Genomic DNA, 16,134 nt, shown 5'->3' with positions numbered 1-16,134 from the left:
CGCCTACTCGTTACCGTGACCGCTGCCCGCGACCTTCACCAGCGCTGAATACAGCATCTGCGGCGTGCAGGGCTTTGGCAGCACCTCAAACCCCAGGCGGGTTATGTTCTCCAGCTGCTCGGCGTAACCCGTCATCAGCAGCAACCGCTGGCTGGGCCATGCCTGGCGGACATGCTTTGCCAGCGCAACACCATCCATTGCACCGGGCATCACTACATCGGACAGGACCAGGTCGGGGCGCGCACCCTGGTCCAGCAGCTGCCGCGCCTTGTCAGCCCGGTCCGCCCGGGTGACACGGCAGCCCAGCGATTCGAGGATGGGCACCACGGAGGCGGCCACCTCGTCGTTGTCTTCAACCAGAAGCACACTCAGGTTCAGCGGCTCCAGCACGGGCGCGGGGCCGGGCTCGGCGGTCACGGGCAGGTGCTCCGCACGGGGGAAGTAGAGGCTGACGCAGGTACCCGCCCCCAAAGTGCTCGATATCCGGGCGTGCCCTCCCATCCGTTCACACATGCCATACACCTGACTCAGGCCCAGCCCTGTGCCTTCGCCCACAGCCTTTGTGGTGAAGAACGGCTCGAAGACCTTGCTCAGCAGCTCCGGCGCAATACCGGAGCCGGTGTCGCGTACCTCGATCACGACCATGTTCGTGGCGCCCTGCGGGCACTCGTCGTCCCTTGCGTTGCGTGCGCGGATCGCCAGAGTGCCCCCCGTAGGCATGGCATCGCGCGCATTGATGCTCAGGTTGAGCAGGGACAGTTCCAGCTCGGCCACATCCAGCACCACCGGCGCGGTGTCGGGGTCCACCTGCACGGTCAGCTGCACCTTGCTGCCCAGCACTGGCGTGACCAAGTCCTTCATGGGCGGTAGCTTGTCCTGAAGCGCCACGTGCTCCGCCACCAACGGCTGGCGCCGCGAGAAGGCCAGCAGCTGCCGCGTAAGGTTGGTGGCCGACTTCACCGCACGCGATATCGATTCGATCTGTTTAGTACCCAGGTCGGGCGCAGCGCGCTTGAGCAGGAACAGGTTGTTGGTAATCACCATCAGCGCGTTGTTGAAATCGTGCGCCACGCCGCCGGTCAGCCGCCCCAGAGCTTCCAGCTTCTGCGCCTGCAGCAGCGCCTCTTCGGCGCGGTGGCGGGTTTCCGTCTCTTTCTCCAGCCGCTCCATCGTCAGCAGCGCCGTGCGTGCGTTGCGCAGCGCGATCGTGGCGGTCAAAAACAGCGCGGCCACGGGCAGCGCAGCCATGGCGAAAAGAACGGCCAACTCCCGCAGCACCTCGTCGCGAAGTGCAGTAAGGCTCCAGCCGGCAGCAATGTAGAGCGGGTAGCTGCCCACCTTGCGGTAAGCGATGTAGCTGTCCTTGCCGGTAATGGCCGATATGCCATGCAACTGTGCCGAGTCGTCCCCATGTCGCAGTTGCTGCATCACCGCGCCATAGGGCAACAGCTGGTCGCCGCCTTCCGGCAGGTTGGGCCAGCGGGTGTAGATCTCTCCACCTTGCCCGAAAAGGCTGATGGTGAGCTCCGGGTCACCTGCCACGATGTCGCCGAAATAGTTGTTGAAGTACGAAGCCAGCAGGCTGACGTTGATCACACCGCCAAACTGGCCTTGGTGGTCCTCAAAATCGATGCTCAGGTTCATCACCCGTTCGTTCGACGTTCGGGTCACGATGGGCTTGGACAGATGTGTCGCACGGAGACCTTCGCGGTGCACGCGAAAGTATTCGCCATCCGACAAATCCACCACGGGAAACGGCAGCAGGCGGCTGCTGGCGACGGTTCTGCCATGCGCGTCCAGTATCAGGATGGACTGGATCTGCGGCTGGTCGATGGTGAGCGCACGCAGGGCTTCGTGCAATGTGCCCTCCATGTTGCGCAGATCGCGCGGATCTTTGCCGTTGACCAGGGGCAGCGCCTTGGCCTGCAAAGCCACCGAGGCTGCAATCACCTTGGTGGTGTGCTCATGGGCCACCCGTTGAGAACGGTTGACACGCGCTTCGATGTCATCCTGCGCCGAGAGATACCGCCCCACACCAAAGACCAGGTAGATGAACAGCGGGACCGCGATGCTGAGCAGCGCCAGCAGGCGCAGCCACCGCACCGACGCTTTGGCTTGGCGCGGGGAGTTGGGGTCTTCGCGCAGCGACAGCCGCTGAGGCAGCTGGCTAGGCACTGGCATGGGACGAGAGGACGTGGACTGCGCAGAGGAAGGGCATGACGTGCGAGTATGTCCGAACACTGCACCACCACGCATCAGCCTTGTCCCTACTTCACGGCAGGACCGGGCCTGGCCCGCCGCACGGCGCTGTCTCCCGGCGGCTTCATCCGACTCAGTCAGCCGCTGGCGCCACCGACTTCAGCAAGCCATCGGTCTTGAACATCGCGCGGATCCCCCGCACAGCCTGCCGAATCCGCGCCTCGTTCTCGATCAGTGCAAAGCGTACGTATTCATCTCCCTGGTCGCCAAACCCGATGCCCGGCGACACACACACCTTGGCCTTATCGAGCAACTGCCGTGCAAACTCCAGCGAACCCAGCGCGCGATACGGCTCGGGGATGCGGGCCCAGATGTACATGCTGGCCTTGGGGCAATCCACGGCCCAGCCGGCTTCCGTCAGGCCCTTGTAGAGCACGTCGCGGCGGCGTTGGTACTGGGCGGCGATGTCTTTCACGCACTGCTGGTCGCCCTCCAGCGCAGCGATGGCCGCGACCTGCAGGGGCGTGAAGGTGCCGTAGTCGTGGTAGCTTTTGATGCGGGCCAGCGCAGCCACCAGGTCGGGGTTGCCCACCATGAAGCCCACGCGCCAGCCGGCCATGTTGTAGCTTTTGCTCAGGGTGAAAAACTCCACAGCCACGTCCTTGGCGCCGGGCACTTCCATGATGCTGGGGGCGCGGTAGCCGTCGTACACGATGTCGGCGTAGGCCAGGTCGTGCACCACCAGGATGTCGTGCTTTTTGGCCAGGGCGATCACGCGCTCGAAGAAGCCCAGGTCCACGCACTGCGCCGTGGGGTTGCTGGGGAAGCCGAAGATCATCATCTTTGGCTTGGGGTAGCTGCCGCGGATGGCCTTTTCCAACTCGGCAAAAAAGTCCACATCGGGTGCCACGGGCACGCTGCGGATGTCGGCGCCGGCAATCACCGCGCCGTAGATGTGGATGGGGTAGCTCGGGTCGGGCACCAGCACGGTGTCGCCCCTATCCAGCGTGGCCAGCATGAGGTGGGCCAGGCCCTCCTTGGAGCCGATGGTGACGATGGCCTCGGTGTCGGGGTTGATGTCCACCGCGTAGCGGTCTTTGTACCAGTGGCTGATGGCGCGGCGCAGGCGGGGGATGCCCTTGCTGGCGCTGTAGCCGTGGGTGTCGGGCCGCTGGGCCACTTCGGTGAGCTTGGCGACGATGTGCGGCGGCGTGGCCCCGTCGGGGTTGCCCATGCTCATGTCGATGATGTCTTCGCCCCGGCGGCGGGCAGCGAGTTTGAGCTCGGCCGTGATGTTGAAGACGTAGGGAGGGAGGCGATCAATGCGCGCAAAACGGCGCTTGCCCTGAGATGCAGACATGCGGTGTGACTTTCACGTAAGCGCCCGGAACCGTCCGAGCGACGTGGCTGGCAGAAAGGCCGGCCCGCAGGCAATGTAACGCACAACATAGCGCCAGCTAGCCACATTACGCGCAGCTGTCGCACCGCCGCTACGCTGCGGCCGAGCCGCGGGCCTGGCTATGCCGCGACAGAGGCGCGTGCCGCCGTGCCCTTCTCGCTGCTCCACGACCACGCAAAAATGGCCACACCACCCAGGCCCAGCACCACACCCACCCAGCCGGTGGAGGTCCAGCCCATGCCTGCCGAAATCGCCACGCCGCCCAGCCACGCACCGAGCGCGTTGGCGGCATTGAAGGCCGAGTGGTTGAGGGCGGCAGCCAGGGTCTGCGCGTCGCCCGCCACGTCCATCAGGCGGATCTGCAGCGCGGGGCCAATGGCCACCACGGTGCCCAAGAGGAACGTCGCCAGCGCGGCGCTGGCGGGGTGGTGTGCGGCGGGCACAAACAGCGCCATGACCACGATGGACCACAGCAGCACCTTGCCGATGGCGGGCATGAGCGCCTTGTCGGCCATGCGCGAGCCCACCAGGTTGCCCGCCACCATGCCCAGGCCAAACAGCGACAGCACAAAGGGCATGAGCACGGGTGGCATGCCGGCCACCTCCAGCAAGGTGGGCTTGATGTAGCTGAACACCGCAAACATGCCGCCAAAGCCGATGGCACCGATGCCCAATGTGAACCACACCTGCTTGCGCGCCAGCGCGCCCAGTTCACGCAGCGGGCTCGCACCGTGCGATGCGGGCATGGCGGGCACCCACAGGCGCACCATGACGACGGCGGCCACGGCAATGAGCCCCACAAACACAAAGGCCGCACGCCAGCCAAACGCCTCGCCCAGCGCGGCGGCAATGGGCACACCCACCAGCGTGGCAGTGGTCAGCCCCAGCATGACCCAGCCCACGGCGCGTGCGCGGCGGCCGGGGGGCGCCAATGCAGCCGCCACCAGCGCGGCCACACCAAAGTAGGTGCCGTGCGGCAAGCCGGTGAACAGGCGCATGGCCGTGAGCAAGCCGTAGCCCGGCGCCAGTGCCGACGCGAAATTGCCCAGCGCGTACACGGCCATCAGCGCCATGAGCAGCGCGCGCCGCCCCCAGTGGGCGCACAGCACGGCAAGCACGGGCGCGCCCACCACCACACCCAACGCATAGGCGCTGATGACATGGCCCGCCTGCGGAATGCTCACACCGATGTCGCGCGCCACCTCGGGCAACAGGCCCATGATGACGAACTCGCCTGTGCCGATGGAGAAGCCGCCCACCCCCAGGGCCAGCACGGCGCGCACCAGGGTGCGGTCATCGGTGGGGGCGGTGGCGGATGGGGCGAGCGGAGAGGTGTGGGGCGCGGTCATGGCGGGGCGGCGACCACCGGTGCGTGCGACCCGCGGGTGGCGGCGCCGCCCGGCGTACAGGCTGGGGATGGCAGTATGAAACGGAGTTACGGGGGTAAACCCGAATTTGGTAACCATACCACGCACCTCCGCGCCCCGCAGGCGCGGGGGCTTCAGCGGTAATGCAAACGCGGGTGAGGCGGCCAGGGACTCGGTAAGGTAGCCGTGTGAACGGCTCCGAACCGGCGTCGCAAGCGGCAGCGGTCAGGCCCCGCTCAGTGCGCCACCAGCAGCTGCACGAACATCTGCACCTTGGCGTGGCATTCGGCGCTGATGGAGGTGAACTCCAGCCCGGCCACCCACTCGTCGCCTTCCTGCTTCAGGGTGATGACGCGTGCATACACATCAGCCACGCGGTAGTCCACCAGCGGCAGCTCAAACTCCAATTTGATCTCGCTGTGGGGTTCCAGCGGCTCGATCAGCTCCACCAGCAGGCCGTGGTAGCCGATGTCGCGGATGGCGCCGTGCACGATGTGGGGCACCACGATCTTGTGCTGCGTGCGCTGGCAAAGGCAAGGCAGGCGCGCGTCCACGCGGTGGCTGCGGCGGAACTCCTGGCGCGGCACCTTGAGTTTTTGCGAGGGGATGGCGATCAGCTCGCGCAGGCTGACGGGCTGCGTGCGGCCCTTGACGTAGACCTGCATCGGCGCGGACGCCGACACCAGGCCCCAGCAGCGCTGGTAGGTGGTGTCGCTGATGAGCACCTGGCCGCGCAGGCTCAGCGCCTCGATGCGCGATGCCAGGTTCACCGCTTCACCGATCACCGTGTATTCGGAATACACATCCGAGCCAAAGCGCCCCGCCATCACCGTGCCCGTGTTCACGCCGATGCCCAGAAAGACCTCGGGCAGGCGCTCGCTCAGGTGCGCCAGGTTCAGATCGCGCATGGCGATCTGCATCTCCACGGCGCAGAGCAGCGCACGATCCACATCGTCATCGCGCGCCACGGGCGCGCCGAAGAGCACCATGATCGAGTCGCCCATGAACTTGTCGATGGTGCCCTGGTACTTGAACACCACCTCCGACAATCGGGCCAGGCAGCGGTTGAGCGCCGCGATGACGACCGAAGCCGGCTGTGAGCCCGACAGTGCGGTGAAGCCGCGCAGGTCCGCCAGCAAAATGGTCACCTCGCGCGGCGCCACGTCCCGGGCCGTGTCGGCCGAGCCGTCGGGGCTCTCCATGCCATGCAGGATGTTGGCCATCTCGGCTTGCGCTGCCTCGGACAGGGGCGCACCGGTTTCGCGCTCGATCAACGCCTGCAGGCGGCGCACGGCATCGTGGTGAAATTCTTTGTGCATGGAGACAAGGGCGGTGGGGGCGGTAGGTTCTGTACCGCAGGCAGGGCCCGCAGGCTGACACCCAGAATAGGCGGCGCCCACCGGCCGGTCAACCGGTGAAAACCACCCCGGCGCGCCGCAGCCACACCCCCTGTGCCGAATGACCGGGGTCGCAGGTGAAGCACTTGCCTCACATCACTGCGCCCCCGAAGGGGCAGCCAAAAAATTTGAATGTTTTTGGCCTCTAGCGCTTATCCATAAATCGCAAGAAGCTATCAAAAATATAGCATCAAGATAGGCATATACGCTGGTGCGTTGCCCTCCCCTACGTCACCCGGTCACCACCCGGTGCACACACACAAACTCCCCCTGTACATCGTCAAAATCCCAGCGCGCCGCGTACCGGGCCTCGCCGCCCAGGGCCGCGCCCGATGCCTCGGTACCCAGCACCACCACGCTGTTGGGGCTGCCATGCCGCAGCCGGTGCGACACCGCCGTGCCCGCACTGCTGGCCCACAGGCCGGGCAGCGGCTGCAGCAGGCGGGGCTGGTGCACATGGCCGGACAGCAGCATCTGCGCACCGGCAATGCGCCAGCGCTCCACCGCTTCATCTGCACGGTGCGGGCGGTGCTCGCGGTCGTTTGCATCGCGCGCCACCAACGGGTGGTGACTGGCGACAATGCGCCATGCCGTGGGCGGCGCACGCGCCAGCAGCATGGCCACGTGCTCAATCTGGGCGGACGACAGGCTGCCGCGCTCATGCCGCCAGGCGCGCGTGGTGTTGACGCCCACCACATAGAACGCGCCCACGTGCCGCACGGGCTCCTGGTCCATGCCGAACTGTTCGGAGAAGCGCTCGTACGCGCGGCCCCAGCGCATCCACCACGCAAACAGCGGCAGGTCGTGGTTGCCCGCCAGCACCAGCGTGCTGCGCGCATGCAGGCCCTGCACAAAGCGCGCGGCCTGTTCAAACTGCTGGGCCGTGGCGCGCTGGGTCAGGTCGCCCGAGACCACCGCCATCGTCACGCCCAGCCGCTGCGCCAGCCGCTGCACGGCCGCGCAGACCACGGGTTCATGCGCGCCAAAGTGCAAGTCGGACAGGTGCATCAAGACGGTCATGGGGCGGTAGAGGCCTTTCGCGTTTGCGGCGGAGGGAGAGATAAATTTGACCGTACGGCTATGCCGGCAACAGCCCGCCGGCACGCACCGACGCGGGCGCGGCCTCCTCGACAGCCTCGGCAGCGGCTGCTGCCTGCGGCGCGTCGTCCCGCACCAGCTGGCTGGGCGCCACCAGCCACAGCGGGCGGTCGCTAAGGCGGAAATGCAGGGGCGGCGCCATCCACTCGCGCTCGCCGTCGAAGGCCACCTTGACCTGGGGCGGACGCCAGCTGGCCGGCGCCACGGTGAGTTCCGAACACGCAGCGCTCAGCACCGCGCTGTTCTTGGCCAGCTGCCCCGTGGCCGCATGCCACACGGTACGGGCCACGGCCCAGCGCCCCTGGGGCTTGAGCATGACCACCGCCAGTTGGCCGCCGTCGGCCACCGCATCGGCCTGGGGCAGGCCTACCCGGTCCAGCTGCAAGGGGTTGTTGCCCACAAACAAGGTGGTGACCTGGTGCTCTTCTTCATGAAGCACCTGTGCGCCGCGGTGGGTCTTCATCGTCACGCGCCAGCGGCGGCCTGCTGCGGGGCGCAGCAGGCTCCACACGGCTGACGCCACGGCCACCCAGCGCGACCTTCCAAACCGGCGCGAAGCCATCTCGCGCTCGGCCAGCAGCTTGGGGTACAGGCCCACACTGGCGTTGACCACAAACATGCGCCGGTTCACAAACCCCACCTGCACCGGCCGCATGTCGCCGTCGCGCAACGCTTGCAACAGGTCGAGCACCGCGGTCTCGGTGTCCAGCGCCAGGCCGTGTTCGCGGCTGAAATAGTTGAACGTGCCCATGGGCACAACACCCACCGGCACACCCGCCAGCAGCGCGGCCGAGGCGACCGCGTTGATGGTTCCGTCGCCCCCTGCCGCCACCACCAGCCCGCCATCATTCCGTGCAGCCTCTACCGCCGCGCGAGCCAGGTACACGATGTCGGTCCGCTGGTGGGGCACATGCCACACCACGTCGTGCTCCTGCAGGGCGGGGACGCCTTCCAGCTTGGCACGCAGCAGGTCCAGGTCAGCGCCGGGACGCTTGGGCACCACCAGGTGGATGGGTCCATGCGGACGGGGGGGCGGGGTGTGTTCTGCAGGGTTCATAGGCGAGGTGCGAGGACTGAATGGACGGCTGTGCCACAACTCCCAAGGGAGGGACCGCCTAGCCGACGGGTCACGCCCACAGGCACAAATAGACGCTACAAATATTACGCACCACGCGCGCCACCCCACAGCCAGCAGCGGCGCCCTGCGCCTGTGGGAGCAGGCCGACACAGTACGTACCACACCACCGCCATACACCCGCAAGGCGCAGGGTTGCGCGGAACTCCGCTACAACCGCAGGCTCCCTTTAGCGTTTATGCGTTCGCAGCGCGCACTTTGTCCGTGCTTCGTCATCGCAGCCCAACGTGCCAACAGGCGCGCATTTTTCACACGTAAGTTCCTTTTTCTTTCCATGACCGAACCCGCCGACACTCCGTTGAACCTGCAGCACCTGGGCGCCCAACTCGCGCACCACCCCATGGGTGTGTGGCTGGTGGGCCTGGTGGTCGCGGCACTGACCGGCGCGTTGGCGCTGGCCGGGCTGCGCGCGGTGCGGCGGCACAGCCCGCCGCTGCGCCAGTGGCTGCCGCAGGAGCATCTGCATTGGCTGGTGGTGGCTGCCATGGCCGCTAGCGCCTTCGCGCTGGTGCTGGCCGGCGCCACGCTGGCCGATCTGGCCGAAAGCGGCCGCCCCGGGGGCGGGTGGGGCGCGCTGGACGACGCCATGGCCCAGGGCCTGCGCGAACATGCGGGCATGGCCGTGCTGCAGTGGTTTGCGGCGCTCACGCACTTGGGAGATTCGTGGGCCCTGGCCGCCGTCACTGTGCTTGTGGCTGCGGGCCTGTGGCTGCGCCAGCACCGGCTGCTGGCGACCGCGTGGCTGGTGGCCATGGCGGGCAATGGCGCACTGACCAAGGTGTTGAAGAATGTGTTTGAGCGCGTACGTCCCGAACACGCCCACGGTATTGCCGAGGCCAGCGGCTACAGCTTTCCCAGCGGGCACAGCAGCGCATCGATGGTGGCGTACGCCATGCTGGCCTACCTGGCCACGCGGCTGCTGCCGCGCGCATGGCACCTACCCGCCGCTGTGCTGGCGGGTGCGCTGATCTTCACCACCGGTTGGAGCCGCGTGGTGCTGCACGTGCACTACGTGAGCGACGTGCTGGCCGGCTGGCTGCTGGGCGGCACCTGGATGGTGTGCACGGTGCTGATCATGGAGAGTGTTTCGCGCTGGCGGCGCCCGGCGCTAGCGACCTCTGTCAGCCCCGCTGCGCAGCAGCGGTAAAGCCGTCAGATCGCCACGAGGTTGCGAATGCCCTTGGCCTCCATCTCGCTGCCAGGGCCGCGCGCAATGACTTCGCCGCGCTCCATCACCAGGTACTCGTCCGCCAGCTCCTGTGCAAAGTCGTAGTACTGCTCGCACAACAGAATCGCCATCTCGCCCTTGTCGGCCAACATGCGGATCACGCGGCCGATGTCTTTGATGATGCTGGGCTGGATGCCTTCGGTGGGTTCGTCCAGGATCAGCAAACGCGGTCCGGGCGCCAGTGCACGTGCAATAGCAAGTTGCTGCTGCTGCCCGCCCGACAGGTCGCCGCCCCGGCGCTTGAGCATTTGCTTGAGCACGGGGAACAGGTCGTAAAGGTGCGGCGGCACTGGCGTGGAGCCACTTTTGTAGGCCAGGCCCATGCGCAGGTTTTCTTCCACGGTGAGGCGGCCGAAGATTTCGCGGCCCTGGGGGACGAAGCCGATGCCTGCTCTTGCCCGGTCGTAAGGGGTTGCCTTGTCGATGGGTTTGCCGTCAAAGCTGATGCTGCCGCTTTTGATGGGGACCAGGCCCATGAGGCTTTTGAGCAGCGTGGTTTTGCCGACGCCGTTGCGGCCTAGGAGGACGGTGACTTTGCCGGGTTGGGCGGTGAGGCTCACGTCGCGCAGGATGTGGGAGCCGCCGTAGTACTGATTGATGTTTTGGACGGTGAGCATGGTGGTTTTTTGATTGTTTTTGGCCTCTAGCGCTTATTCAGCAAGCGCTAGCAGCTATGTTTTTAGTAGTGATTGCACTGCTAGGCCGTTCGGTCTGGGCTTGTGGAAGCCATGGAATCGCTCCAAACCGTTCGGGTTGTCTTGAGCTTGTCGAGGGGTCGTAGCGGGGGCGCTTGGGCTCGGTCGCTGATTTGGACGGCGTGCCTTGTTTAACGGCGGAGGCCGGGGTGTGCGCCCGGCGGCGCAGTAACTTTCTTTTGCTTCGCCAAAAGAAAGTGAGTCGCCTGCCGGGGCGACAACCCGGCTCCCGACCTCAGCCCAAGCACGCTCTCCAAACCAGCACGCCCAAGCTTCGCCAGACTCAGCCCGAACGGCTCCAAAGTAGTGCCCAGGCTTCGACAAGCTCAGCCCGAACGGATGAATTTCAGCGGCAAGCTCACAGAGCAGAGAGCGAGCAACAAACATCACCGCCCCAAATAAACCTCAATCACCCGCTCATCCGCCTGCACCTGGTCCAGCGTGCCCTCAGCCAACACAGACCCATCACACAACACCGTGACCTTCTCCGAAATCGTGCGGATGAACCCCATGTCATGCTCGACCACCATCAGCGAATGCTTGCCCTTGAGCGTCAAAAACAACTCCGCAGTCCGCGCCGTCTCGTCATCCGTCATCCCCGCCACCGGCTCGTCCAGCAACAACAGCTTCGGGTCCTGCATCAGCAGCATGCCAATCTCCAGCCACTGCTTCTGCCCATGGCTCAGATTGCCCGCCTGCCGCGTCACCCCATCGGCCAGATGAATCGTGTGCAGCACCTCGGCCAAGCGGTCCGACTGCGCGGAATCGAGGCGAAAAAACATGCTCGACTTCACCCCCTTGTGGGTCTTGAGCGCCAGCTCCAGGTTTTCAAACACCGTGAGCTGCTCAAACACCGTGGGCTTCTGGAACTTGCGGCCGATGCCCAGGCTGGCAATCTCGGGCTCGTTGTGGCGCAGCAGGTCAATCGTGGAGCCGAAGAACACCGTGCCTTTGTCCGGCCGGGTCTTGCCGGTGATGATGTCCATCATCGTGGTCTTGCCCGCACCATTGGGGCCGATGATGCAGCGCAGCTCGCCAGGGGCGATGTCCAGGCTCAGGCCGTTGATGGCCTTGAAGCCGTCAAAGCTCACATGCACGTCTTCCAGGTACAGGATGCGGCCGTGGGTCACGTCCACTTCGCCGGGCACGGCGATGCGCGAAAAACCTGCAGCCCGTCCGCCGGATTCTGTCTGGCCTAGTACAGCGGGCGCCAGCGTCTTGTGCAAACGCCGCGCGCCTTCTTCCATCAGGTCGGGCGTCATCGCGCAGCTCCCTTTGTCTTGTCTTTGATCTTCTTCACCAATCCCACCACGCCGTTGGGCAAAAACAGCGTGACGGCGATGAACAGCGCACCGAGGAAGTAAAGCCAGAACTCCGGCGCCGTGACCGTGAGCCAGCTCTTGGCACCGTTGACGATGAACGCGCCCACGATGGGCCCGATCAGCGTGGCGCGTCCGCCCACCGCAGCCCACACTGCGATTTCGATGGAGTTGGCCGCGCTCATCTCGCCGGGGTTGATGATGCCGACCTGGGGCACATACAACGCGCCCGCCACGCCACACATCATGGCGCTGATGGTCCAGATGGTGAGCTTGTAGGGCAGCGGCGAATAGCCCGAGAACATGACGCGGCTCTCGGCATCGCGCACGGCCTGTAGGACGCGGCCAAACTTGCTGCGCACCAGCCAGCGCGCCAGCAGGAAGAAGCCCAGCAGTGCCAGCCCGGTCAACACAAACAGCGTCATGCGCATGTTCTGCGTGGCAATGGGCATACCCAAAATGCGCTTGAAATCGGTAAATCCGTTGTTGCCCCCAAAGCCCGTCTCGTTGCGGAAGAACAGCAGCATGGCCGCATACGTCATGGCCTGGGTGATGATGGAGAAGTACACGCCCTTGATGCGCGAGCGGAAGGCAAAGTAGCCAAACACAAACGCAATCACGCCGGGCACCGCCACGATCAGGATCAGCGTGGCGATGAAGCTGTCAGACAGCGCCCAATGCCAGGGCAGCTCCTTCCAGTCCAGGAACACCATGAAGTCGGGCAAGTCGCTCTTGTAGTTGCCGTCGCGGCCAATCTGGCGCATGAGGTACATGCCCATCACGTAGCCGCCCAGCGCAAAGAACAGGCCGTGGCCCAGGCTCAGGATGCCGGTGTAGCCCCAGATCAGGTCCATGGCCAGCGCGCAGATGGCGTAGCACATGATCTTGCCGAGCAGCGCCACGGCATAGTCCGACAGGTGGAACATGCTGCCCGCAGGCACCCACAGGTTGAGCACGGGGGCCACGGCGCACACCACGATGAGCGCCACGATGAAGGCCGACCAGCCGCCGCGCGTGAGCAGCGGTGCGGGTGCAGGCAGTTCGATGGAGGAGGAAGTAGGCGTAGTCGTCATGTTCTGTCTCGATCCGCTCAATCAGCGGTACGCCCCTTGACCGCAAAAATGCCCTGCGGCCGCTTCTGGATGAAGATGATGATGAACACCAGCACGGCAATTTTGGCCAGCACGGCGCCCGTCCAGCCTTCCAGGAACTTGTTGAGAATGCCCAGGCCGAGCGCTGCATACACGGTGCCGGCCAGCTGGCCCACGCCGCCCAGCACCACCACCATGAACGAGTCCACGATGTAGCCCTGACCCAGGTCGGGCCCCACGTTGCCCACCTGGCTGAGGGCGCAGCCCGCGAGGCCCGCGATGCCAGAGCCCAGCGCAAAGGCGTATGTGTCCACACGGGCGGTGTTCACGCCCATGCAGGAGGCGATGGGGCGGTTCTGCGTGACGCCGCGCACGAACAGTCCCAGGCGCGTGCGGCTGATGAGAAAAGCCACGGCGCAGAGCACCGCCAGCGCAAAGCCCACAATGATGAGCCGGTTCCACGGCAGCTGCAGGTTTTCCATGAGCTGCACGCCGCCGCTCATCCACGACGGGTTTTCCACGCCCACGTTCTGCGCGCCGAACACGGTGCGCACCAGCTGCTGCAGCATGAGGCTGATGCCCCAGGTAGCCAGCAGGGTTTCCAGCGGGCGGCCGTACAGGAAGCGGATCACGCCGCGCTCCAGCACCGCGCCCATGAGCGCCGACGCCAGGAAGGCGGCCGGCACCGCAGCGACCAGGTACCAGTCAAACGCGCCAGGAAAGTAGCGCTGGAACACGCCCTGCATCACGTACGTGGCGTAGGCGCCGATCATCATCAGCTCGCCGTGGGCCATGTTGATCACGCCCATGAGGCCGTAAGTGATGGCCAGGCCCAGCGCCACCAGCAACAGGATGGAGCCCAGGCTGATGCCCGAGAACATGGCGGCCAGGCGCTCGCCCCATTGCAGCCGTTCCTCCACGCTCTTGAGGGCGGTCTGCAAGGCTGCCTTGACTTTGGGGTCTTCCTCCACACGCAGTTGCTCGTTCAGCACGGTGCGCGTGGCGGGGTTGGCGCTGGCGGCCAGGTGCTGCGCGGCGTCTAGGCGCTTGGAAGCATCGCTGCTGCTGATGAGGATGCGCGCGCGGATGGTGTCCAGGCGCGCCTTGAGGCCTGCGTCCTGCTCGGCGGCCAGCGCCTTTTCAATCAGTGGCAGGCGGGCCTCGTCAGTCTCGCCGCGCAGGGCATCGATGGCCGTGCGGCGCTCGGCGATGTCGGCGGACATGAGCTGCAGCGAAGCCAGCGCGGTGTCGAACTCGCCGCGCATGCGGTTGTTGTTGACGATGTCTTCCGCATCGTCGGGCACGGTCACCTCGGCGCCGGTCACGGGATCAGTGCCCTTGTCGTCCTTGATGACGATGGTCTTGTCACCGGCGATCTTCACCGCGTCTTCCGCCATGGCACGTATGAAAGCCACGGTGGCCTCGTCGGGCGTGGCGATGGCGGCCTGCAGCGCGGCGATCCGGTCATCGGTATCGCCCGCCGCCATGGCCAGCGCGGATTCGGCCGTGAGCGCATGCGCCTGCACGGCTGCGCACAGCAGCAGGCAGGCAAACAGGCGGGATAGAAAAAAGGAAGGCATGGCGGAGCTGTGTGAGAAAGCAGTGGGCCGCAGAAATCGCGCGGTGCAAGGACCAGGGCCGCCGCGCAAGGGCCGCCCCGCCGCGCTGGCGGCGTCCCCCCTCCCGAATCGCGCAGCGATTCGAGAGAGGGGGTGAAGGCGCGCAAGCGCCTCAGGGGGGTGCTCAGAGCTTCGACTTGCCGTCCGGCTCATCCTTCTTCTTGTCGTTGCCTTCGATGTACGGGCTCCAGGGCTTGGCCTTCACCGGGCCAGGCGTCTTCCACACCACGTTGAACTGGCCGTCAGCCTTGATCTCGCCGATGAACACGCTCTTGTGCAGGTGGTGGTTCTTCTCGTCCATCTTGCTAACGATGCCCGACGGTGCCTTGAAGGTCTGGCCGGCCATGGCGGCGATCACCTTGTCCACGTCGGTGCTCTTGGCCTTCTCGACGGCCTGCTTCCACATGTTCACGCCGATGTAGGTGGCTTCCATCGGGTCGTTGGTGAGCGGCTTGTCCTTGTGGCCGGCAATGTTCTTGGCCTTGGCGTAGTCGCTCCACTTCTTGATGAAGGCGGTGTTTTCCGGGCTCTTGATGGACTGGAAGTAGTTCCAGGCGGCCAGGTGGCCCACCAGCGGCTTGGTGTCCACGCCGCGCAGTTCTTCTTCACCCACGCTGAACGCCACCACCGGCACGTCCTTGGCCTTCAGGCCGGCGTTGCCCAGTTCCTTGTAGAAAGGCACGTTGGAGTCGCCGTTGATGGTGGACACCACGGCCGTCTTGCCGCCCTGGCTGAACTTCTTGATGTCGGCCACGATGGTCTGGTAGTCAGAGTGGCCGAACGGGGTGTACTTCTCGTCGATATCGGAATCCTTCACGCCCTTGCTCTTGAGGTAAGCGCGCAGGATCTTGTTTGTGGTGCGGGGGTACACGTAGTCGGTGCCCAGCAGTACCCAGCGCTTGGCGCCACCGCCGTCCTTGCTCATCAGGTAGTCCACCGCAGGGATGGCCTGCTGGTTGGGCGCGGCGCCGGTGTAGAACACGTTCTTGGACAGCTCTTCGCCTTCGTACTGCACGGGGTAGAACAGCAGGCCGTTCATTTCTTCCACCACGGGCAGCACCGACTTGCGCGACACGCTGGTCCAGCAGCCGAAGATGACCGAGACCTTGTCCTGGCCCAGCAGCTGCTTGGTTTTTTCGGCGAACAGGGGCCAGTTGGAGGCCGGGTCCACCACCACGGGTTCGAGCTTCTTGCCCAGCACGCCGCCCTTGGCATTGATCTCGTCGATCGCCATGAGCACGGTGTCTTTCAGCACGGTCTCGGAGATGGCCATGGTGCCCGACAGGCTGTGCAGGATGCCGACCTTGATGGTTTCCTGGGCATGGGCTGGCAATGCAGACAGGCCAGCGAGCGTAGCGACGGCCGCAAGGGCCTTGAGGGAATAACGACGTTGCATGTGTGCTTCTCCGGTAGGTAAGGATTCAAACCGCCTCGCCCTGGGCCCCCGGTGAACTCCGGTGGGCTGTGTAGTGCGATGGAATGGATTCTGGAGAGCGGGGTGTGCTTGGGAAATACGCCGGGTGGCGTATGTGGGGCCGGCGCGTGCGTGGCGATGCGGCGCCGGCGCAACGCATGTGTCGGGTAGGC

The 16,134-nt window shown here is 65.5% G+C and carries 12 protein-coding genes and 1 pseudogene; 2 read left to right on the top strand and 11 right to left on the bottom strand.

What is annotated here, in order from left to right; all coding sequences use genetic code 11:
• Positions 1 to 3 precede the first annotated feature (3 nt).
• The 5 genes from ACK4HJ_RS10830 to ACK4HJ_RS10810 form a co-directional block, all read right to left on the bottom strand.
• Complete coding sequence (locus ACK4HJ_RS10830) at positions 4 to 2,181, bottom strand: ATP-binding protein (protein ID WP_409831021.1); 2,178 nt, start codon at positions 2,179 to 2,181, stop codon at positions 4 to 6.
• 151 nt (positions 2,182 to 2,332) lie between these two features.
• The gene (gene alaC / locus ACK4HJ_RS10825; protein WP_409831018.1) at positions 2,333 to 3,559 is read right to left on the bottom strand and encodes an alanine transaminase; all 1,227 of its coding nucleotides are present in this window, start codon (positions 3,557 to 3,559) and stop codon (positions 2,333 to 2,335) included.
• Between the two features lie 158 nt (positions 3,560 to 3,717).
• Positions 3,718 to 4,947 carry an MFS transporter gene (locus ACK4HJ_RS10820; RefSeq protein ID WP_409831170.1) on the bottom strand — a complete coding sequence of 410 codons (1,230 nt, stop codon included), beginning with the start codon at positions 4,945 to 4,947 and terminating at the stop codon, positions 3,718 to 3,720.
• Between the two features lie 254 nt (positions 4,948 to 5,201).
• Entirely contained in the window at positions 5,202 to 6,284 is a 1,083-nt protein-coding gene (locus ACK4HJ_RS10815) for an adenylate/guanylate cyclase domain-containing protein (RefSeq protein ID WP_409831015.1), read from the bottom strand.
• Positions 6,285 to 6,593: 309 nt separating this feature from the next.
• Positions 6,594 to 7,382: a metallophosphoesterase family protein gene (locus ACK4HJ_RS10810; RefSeq protein WP_409831012.1), complete on the bottom strand. Its 789-nt coding sequence runs from the start codon at positions 7,380 to 7,382 to the stop codon at positions 6,594 to 6,596.
• Between the two features lie 161 nt (positions 7,383 to 7,543).
• Here ACK4HJ_RS10810 and ACK4HJ_RS10805 point away from each other — a divergent pair, with 161 nt between their 5' ends.
• A complete protein-coding gene (locus ACK4HJ_RS10805; RefSeq protein WP_409831169.1) occupies positions 7,544 to 7,894 on the top strand; it encodes a DUF2694 family protein in 351 nt (116 codons plus the stop codon).
• A 212-nt stretch (positions 7,895 to 8,106) separates the two neighbouring features.
• On the opposite strand, the pseudogene ACK4HJ_RS10800 reads toward ACK4HJ_RS10805, so the two are convergent.
• Positions 8,107 to 8,517 (bottom strand): annotated as a pseudogene (locus ACK4HJ_RS10800) (diacylglycerol/lipid kinase family protein); the annotation flags it as partial.
• 352 nt (positions 8,518 to 8,869) lie between these two features.
• Here ACK4HJ_RS10800 and ACK4HJ_RS10795 point away from each other — a divergent pair.
• On the top strand, positions 8,870 to 9,742 hold the full coding sequence (locus tag ACK4HJ_RS10795; RefSeq protein ID WP_409831009.1) for a phosphatase PAP2 family protein: 873 nt from the start codon (positions 8,870 to 8,872) through the stop codon (positions 9,740 to 9,742).
• Between the two features lie 5 nt (positions 9,743 to 9,747).
• On the opposite strand, the gene urtE is transcribed toward ACK4HJ_RS10795, so the two are convergent.
• The 5 genes from urtE to urtA form a co-directional block, all read right to left on the bottom strand.
• Positions 9,748 to 10,440, bottom strand: coding sequence for an urea ABC transporter ATP-binding subunit UrtE (gene urtE, locus ACK4HJ_RS10790; RefSeq protein WP_409831007.1), 693 nt, complete (start codon positions 10,438 to 10,440; stop codon positions 9,748 to 9,750).
• A gap of 464 nt (positions 10,441 to 10,904) precedes the next feature.
• Positions 10,905 to 11,780: an urea ABC transporter ATP-binding protein UrtD gene (gene urtD, locus ACK4HJ_RS10785; RefSeq protein ID WP_409831004.1), complete on the bottom strand. Its 876-nt coding sequence runs from the start codon at positions 11,778 to 11,780 to the stop codon at positions 10,905 to 10,907.
• Positions 11,777 to 12,910 (bottom strand): urea ABC transporter permease subunit UrtC, encoded by a 1,134-nt coding sequence (gene urtC / locus ACK4HJ_RS10780; RefSeq protein WP_409831002.1) that lies wholly within the window; start codon positions 12,908 to 12,910, stop codon positions 11,777 to 11,779. The genes urtD and urtC overlap by 4 nt, the downstream gene beginning before the upstream one ends.
• Before the next feature lie 17 nt (positions 12,911 to 12,927).
• A complete protein-coding gene (gene urtB, locus ACK4HJ_RS10775; protein ID WP_409831000.1) occupies positions 12,928 to 14,508 on the bottom strand; it encodes an urea ABC transporter permease subunit UrtB in 1,581 nt (526 codons plus the stop codon).
• Between the two features lie 163 nt (positions 14,509 to 14,671).
• Complete coding sequence (gene urtA / locus ACK4HJ_RS10770) at positions 14,672 to 15,943, bottom strand: urea ABC transporter substrate-binding protein (RefSeq protein WP_409830998.1); 1,272 nt, start codon at positions 15,941 to 15,943, stop codon at positions 14,672 to 14,674.
• Between the last annotated feature and the right edge of the window lie 191 nt (positions 15,944 to 16,134).

It is taken from the genome of Acidovorax sp., from assembly GCF_046294525.1.
Lineage (GTDB): Bacteria > Pseudomonadota > Gammaproteobacteria > Burkholderiales > Burkholderiaceae_C > Acidovorax.
This window is presented reverse-complemented; position numbering and strand designations above follow the sequence as displayed.